This window comes from Candidatus Thiopontia autotrophica, from assembly GCA_014384675.1.
In the GTDB taxonomy this organism is placed as follows: Bacteria; Pseudomonadota; Gammaproteobacteria.
In genome coordinates, this window is sequence record JACNFK010000002.1 from 1 (window position 1) to 5,437 (window position 5,437).

Annotated in this window: 4 protein-coding genes and 2 tRNA genes; 4 read left to right on the forward strand and 2 right to left on the reverse strand. The window is 49.7% G+C overall.

Annotation, left to right across the window (positions count from 1 at the left end):
• Nucleotides 1-3: 3 nt before the first annotated feature.
• Nucleotides 4-870, forward strand: a complete 867-nt coding sequence (locus H8D24_00030) for a YihY/virulence factor BrkB family protein (GenBank protein MBC8518783.1) — start codon at nt 4-6, stop codon at nt 868-870.
• Here H8D24_00030 and H8D24_00035 read toward each other — a convergent pair.
• Together H8D24_00035 and H8D24_00040 are read right to left on the reverse strand one after the other, a co-directional pair.
• Entirely contained in the window at nt 860-3,040 is a 2,181-nt protein-coding gene (locus tag H8D24_00035; GenBank protein MBC8518784.1) for a hypothetical protein, read from the reverse strand. The genes H8D24_00030 and H8D24_00035 overlap by 11 nt on opposite strands.
• The gene (locus tag H8D24_00040; protein ID MBC8518785.1) at nt 3,028-3,726 is read right to left on the reverse strand and encodes a response regulator; all 699 of its coding nucleotides are present in this window, start codon (nt 3,724-3,726) and stop codon (nt 3,028-3,030) included. Before H8D24_00040 ends, H8D24_00035 begins: the two co-directional genes overlap by 13 nt.
• Before the next feature lie 71 nt (nt 3,727-3,797).
• Here H8D24_00040 and gltX point away from each other — a divergent pair, with 71 nt between their 5' ends.
• From gltX to H8D24_00055, 3 genes are all read left to right on the forward strand, one after another.
• Nucleotides 3,798-5,219 carry a glutamate--tRNA ligase gene (gene gltX, locus H8D24_00045; GenBank protein MBC8518786.1) on the forward strand — a complete coding sequence of 474 codons (1,422 nt, stop codon included), beginning with the start codon at nt 3,798-3,800 and terminating at the stop codon, nt 5,217-5,219.
• A gap of 40 nt (nt 5,220-5,259) precedes the next feature.
• Nucleotides 5,260-5,335: transfer RNA gene (locus H8D24_00050), tRNA-Ala, on the forward strand.
• Between the two features lie 22 nt (nt 5,336-5,357).
• Nucleotides 5,358-5,433 (forward strand) — tRNA-Glu (locus H8D24_00055).
• The last annotated feature ends 4 nt before the right edge of the window (nt 5,434-5,437 follow it).

The following is a 5,437-nucleotide window of genomic DNA, read 5'->3' on the forward strand; positions in this document are numbered from 1 at the left end:
TGTATGGAGTTACTGAGCCCGGTAGAGTTTTTTAAGTTTGTCAGTCGTGTGCTGACACGGTTTCGACATAATCAGGGGATTCTGCTCTCTGGGGCGATCGCCTATTACACGCTATTTTCTCTGATCCCGCTGGTTGCGCTGTTGCTGGTGGTGCTCTCTGCATTGGTCCCAGAGGCTGAGTTACTTGCTGTGGTGGATGCAGAGTTGCGGATGATTGTCCCTTGGCAGGCGGAACTCATAACTGCGCAGCTGGCATCATTTTTATCTCATCGCGAGGTTATCGGCTGGGTTGGTGGTGTGATCCTGCTGTTTGCCAGCTCACTTGCCTTTACTGCGCTGGAGAATGCGATGTCGGTGATCTTCTTCCATCGGGTGGAGATTCACCGCCGCCACTTTCTGCTCTCTGCGGTGATCCCCTATCTCTATATTGTGGCGCTGGGGGTGGGTCTGTTGATGTTGACGCTGCTGGCTGGGGTGTTGCAGTCTGTTGAGAGTATGGAGTTTTCGCTACTGCAGTGGACCATATCACTGCAGTGGCTTGCACAGTCCGGTCTCTACTGGATGGGGCTAGTGGGGGTCTGGCTGATGTTCTCTTCCATCTACTGGGTGATGCCGGTTGGCAGAATCTCGCTACGGCCTGTCTTGATTGGTGGTGCGGTAGCTACCCTGTTATGGGAGGGGATGCGCCATCTGCTGGTCTACTACTTCTCTACCATCAGTTTTGCCGATGCGGTATATGGTTCTCTGGCAACAGCAATCATTGCCCTCTTCAGTCTGGAGATGGCAGGTATTATTCTGTTACTGGGGGCGCAGGTCATTGCCGAGCTGGAGTATGTCAGGCAACAGGATGGGGGATTGGCTACAGGTTGATGGTGACTGTGAAGGTGCTGCCCTCTACGTCCTCACGATTCTTGTAAATTACTGTGCCGTTATGGTGGTCAGCAACCAGCCTGACTATATATAACCCCAATCCAAGGTGTGGCTGGTCTGGGTTGCTCTCCTTGCGGGAGGTGACCATGGACTCAAACAGGGTATCTCTGATCTCTGTAGGGATCGCAGCCCCCTCATTCAGAATAGAGATCTGAATATTGTCTATATCAGCATCTCCATTCATGCTTACCATGATGTCGATCGGTTTCCCTGGATCACTGTAGTCAACAGCATTGTTTAGCAGGTTATCCAGCATCTGTTCGATGGCATATGGCCAGCCGACAAACGGGATTGGTTGATCCGGTAGCTGAACCCTGAAATATTGCAGGGGATGGGTGTTTTGGTAGTTATCAAGGTACTCGTTAAGCAGTTCATTGAGATCAAACTGCTCTTCGGTCCCAGGGGTTAGTGCGTCTTCAAGGCTAGATGCCTCTGCCAGACTCTGCACAATGGATCCCAGCCTACCGATTCCACGTCGGGTTTTTTTAAGATACTTAATGCTATGTTCGGTCTCCGGGATCTCTCTTTCAAGATTTTCCAGAGAGGTTGAGACTATATTGAGCGGGTTGAGGATCTCATGTTTGAGCATACGCGGCATTCGCTCCAGATATTTTGTATATCTGGATAGTCGTGTAAGCATCGATGAGATGCTGCGTGACAGATCGCCCAGCTCATCAATTGAATCATTTTCAGTCTGGATGGATTCAGTAACGATACGTCCACTATCATCAATTGAGTTTGCGGTCTCTGTTCTAAGTTTATGTAGTCGCAGGGTCAGTCTGGTTGCAATTGTTATAAGAATAAGAGAAGCCAACAGGATGACCAGAAGGGTGGAGCCAATTACATTTTCCAGAGTTACCCTTAGTTCCGAGAGGATGCGCAGATTGCTCTGTTCAGCAACCACCACCCCAAGCTCCCCATCTTCACCATGTATTGGATAGGCAATTGTGATGATGTCAGCCAGCCCATCGTAAGAGGGGCGGGTAAAACGTTGCTCCTTTCCTGTCTCCAGGGCACGATCAATTGCATTCCAGGAGAACTCTCTGGTATCCCGTATAGGCTCTTCTACATTTTGAATTGGGGAGCCAAAAACCAGATCAAACAGAGGTGCTGTTATTGGGTTGCGCTCATCACTGCGGCTAACTGTGGTAATCAGGCTACCGGTTGTTGCCACAATACGGCGATGCTCATCGGTTATGGAGAAGCGGGCATCTGGCAGATCAATGGCGTTTATCATCCGCTCCATTGATGGTGCAGGCAGAAATACACGATTGGTGTAGGCCTCAGTCCACTCTCTGAAGGTGCCAATCTCCATATTCAGGGTACGCTCATCAGGGTCATCGATATCGATAATGGAGAAAGAGAGAGTTGTGTTTTCGTTGATTAACCTCTTTGGGAGTTTTAGCTCAATACTATATCCGTTACTGGCAGGGTACATGGATGCGGCAAATATCCGTTCATGTTTGCCAGTGATTGGTTTTTCCCACTGTTCATCCATCTGATAGATGCTCATGAGGCCTGGTTTATATGCAGTTACCAGATAGTTTTGTGCAGGACGGTTGCCTCTCTGCAGGTAGATGCGCAGGTGATCTCCACTGTCTACCCGTAGCCCTTTTCTTTTACGGAACAGCACAGTGTTGTCAGTAACCTGGAATAGTGCGTAGATGTTGCGTTTATCCGGAGTTAACGCCAGCACACGACTGAAGGAGAGATCAGTGCTTTGGTACTGATGCCCACCCTGCAGAATATGGGTTTCGCCATACTCAATGGCACGATAAAGGATTGGCTCCCACTCTTTGAAGCCTGGGCGGTCGAGGTTTGGAATCTCATCAATCTCATGTACGTAGAGATCTCTGTCACTGCTAAGATCATGGGGGATGCCGGTTTCTGGTTTGAATAGCTCAGGGTTATTGTGAAGAACAGTTGCTACCGCCTGGGACGCCATGGAGAGAGCGTTTTCCTGCCCCTGTTGCATAAACTGTTTCATCTCGGTCAACATCTTGTATCCCATAATCGGGATAGTGAAGAACAGAAGAATGGCAAGGATCAGCTTGTTACGGATCCCTCCCCATTGATACAGCTCTCCCTTGATCTTCTTCAGCAGTCCCAACGGTATCCAACTCCAAAGACGTTGCGAATGCAGTTGAACTCCGGATCAGCACGCTTGAATTTGATGCGGATTCTGCGGATATGTCCATTGATGGTGTTTTTCTCAACAATAGTCTGTCTTGTGACCGGCATTAGGGCTTCATAACTAAAGGCATCACCAGGAGATTCTGCCAGGGCCTCAACCAGCCAGAACTCAGTAAGGGTCAGTTCGATTGGTTTTCCCTTCCAGTGAACTGACATTGAGTTCTCATTAAGAGTCAGGTCACCACTAACTACGTTGCCTGGATCATTCTGGGTTGTGGTGTGAGTAAGTCTCTCCTCAATCCGGAATAGTGAGGAGACACGCACAATAAGGTAGTCGAGGGTGATGGGCTTGATCAGATAGTCCCAGGCCTCCATACGAAGACCCTCGACACGATCTATCTCGCTATCTCGTGCCGTAAGAAAAATGACTGGAACGGTTGGGTGAGTCTTTTGAAGTGAGTTGCAGATCTCAAAACCTGCATCGTGGTCCTCTCCCAACATTACATCGAGAATGGCCAGATCTGGGGGATTGGTGTTGAGTCCACGCAGAGCCTCGTTCTTGGTTGCATATGCTACAACCTCATAACCCTGGTTGCGCAAGGCATCTGTATAATTTTCGCGTTGATCAGGATCATCCTCAACAACAGCAATTTTTCTGTTCATGGGGTAATAGTATATACTGTGCGGCTTTCCATAGGGTGGTACACCCTGTTTCAGATAGATTAATCATAATAATGAAGTTAACAACAAGATTTGCTCCAAGCCCAACCGGTTATCTCCACGTTGGAGGAGCCAGAACTGCACTATTTTCCTGGCTCTATGCCCGTCGTCATGGGGGGAATTTTATTCTCCGTATAGAGGATACTGACAGGGAGCGCTCCACGGAAGAGTCGGTTGATGCGATTCTGAGGGGGATGGCATGGTTGGGGCTTGCCTATGACCAGGGGCCTTTCTATCAGACTCACCGTTTTGACCGTTACAGAGAGATTATTCAACAGTTGCTGGACGATGGACACGCCTACTATTGCTACTGCAGTCGCGAAGAGCTGGATGAGATGCGTGAGGGACAGCGGGCACGGAAGGAGAAGCCCCGCTATACCGGCCTTTGCCGTAGTCGCAGTGAGCCTCGTGACGGGGTGGATCCGGTTGTACGTTTCAAGAATCCAACTGATGGTGTAGTGGTTGTCGATGATATGGTGCGTGGTAAGGTGGTGTTTCAGAACAGTGAGCTGGATGATCTTATTATCGCCCGCTCTGATGGAACTCCAACCTACAATCTAACAGTGGTGGTAGATGATCTTGATATGGGGCTTACTCATATCGTGCGCGGGGATGACCATCTAAACAATACGCCGCGCCAGATCAATATTCTAAAGGCGCTTGGGGCAGAGACTCCCAAATATGCTCACCTGCCCATGATTCTTGGTTCGGACGGAAGCCGTCTATCAAAACGTCATGGCGCAGTCAGTGTGCTGCAGTACCGGGATGACGGTTATCTGCCTGAGGCACTGCTAAACTATCTGGTTCGACTAGGGTGGTCGCACGGTGATCAGGAGGTATTCTCCATAGATGAGATGGTGGAGCTTTTTGATGTTACTGATGTTAACAACTCTGCCTCTACCTTTAACCCGGAGAAACTGCTCTGGCTGAACCAACACTATATAAAAAACAGTTCATCAGATCACATAGCCAGACACCTTAGATGGCATCTTGGGCGGCTTGATATAGACCCTGCGAACAGTGGTCCAGAGCTTGTGAAGGTTGTAGAGGCGCAGCAAGAGCGGGCAAAAACCCTGGTGGAGATGGCAGAGAATAGTCGCTGTTTCTATCTTGATTTTGATGAGTTTGACCAGAAGGCTGCAAAGAAGAATCTTAAGGCAGCAGCAGCCGAGCCACTTGAGAGAATTCGTGGCATGCTGTCAGAGCTGGAGATCTGGGATGCGGAGCCTATCCACGAGATTGTGAAAGAGACCGCAGAAATTCTTGATCTTAAGCTTGGCAAGGTGGCGCAGCCCCTGCGGGTGGCGGCAACTGGCACCGCAATTTCCCCGCCAATTGATATTACACTTGAGTTGATTGGGCGTGAGCGTGTTCTTGCAAGGATTGATATGGCGCTGGAGTATATTCAGCAGCGTGTAGCGGCACAAACTGCTTGACAGAAAACGGTCAAATCCGTAAAGTTGCGCCTCGCTGTTTGGGGCTATAGCTCAGCTGGGAGAGCACCTGCATGGCATGCAGGGGGTCGGCGGTTCGATCCCGCCTAGCTCCACCAAATAACATTTATAAAGTTCTATGTCCCCATCGTCTAGAGGCCTAGGACACCGGGTTTTCATCCCGGCAACAGGGGTTCGAAACCCCTTGGGGACGCCATTTA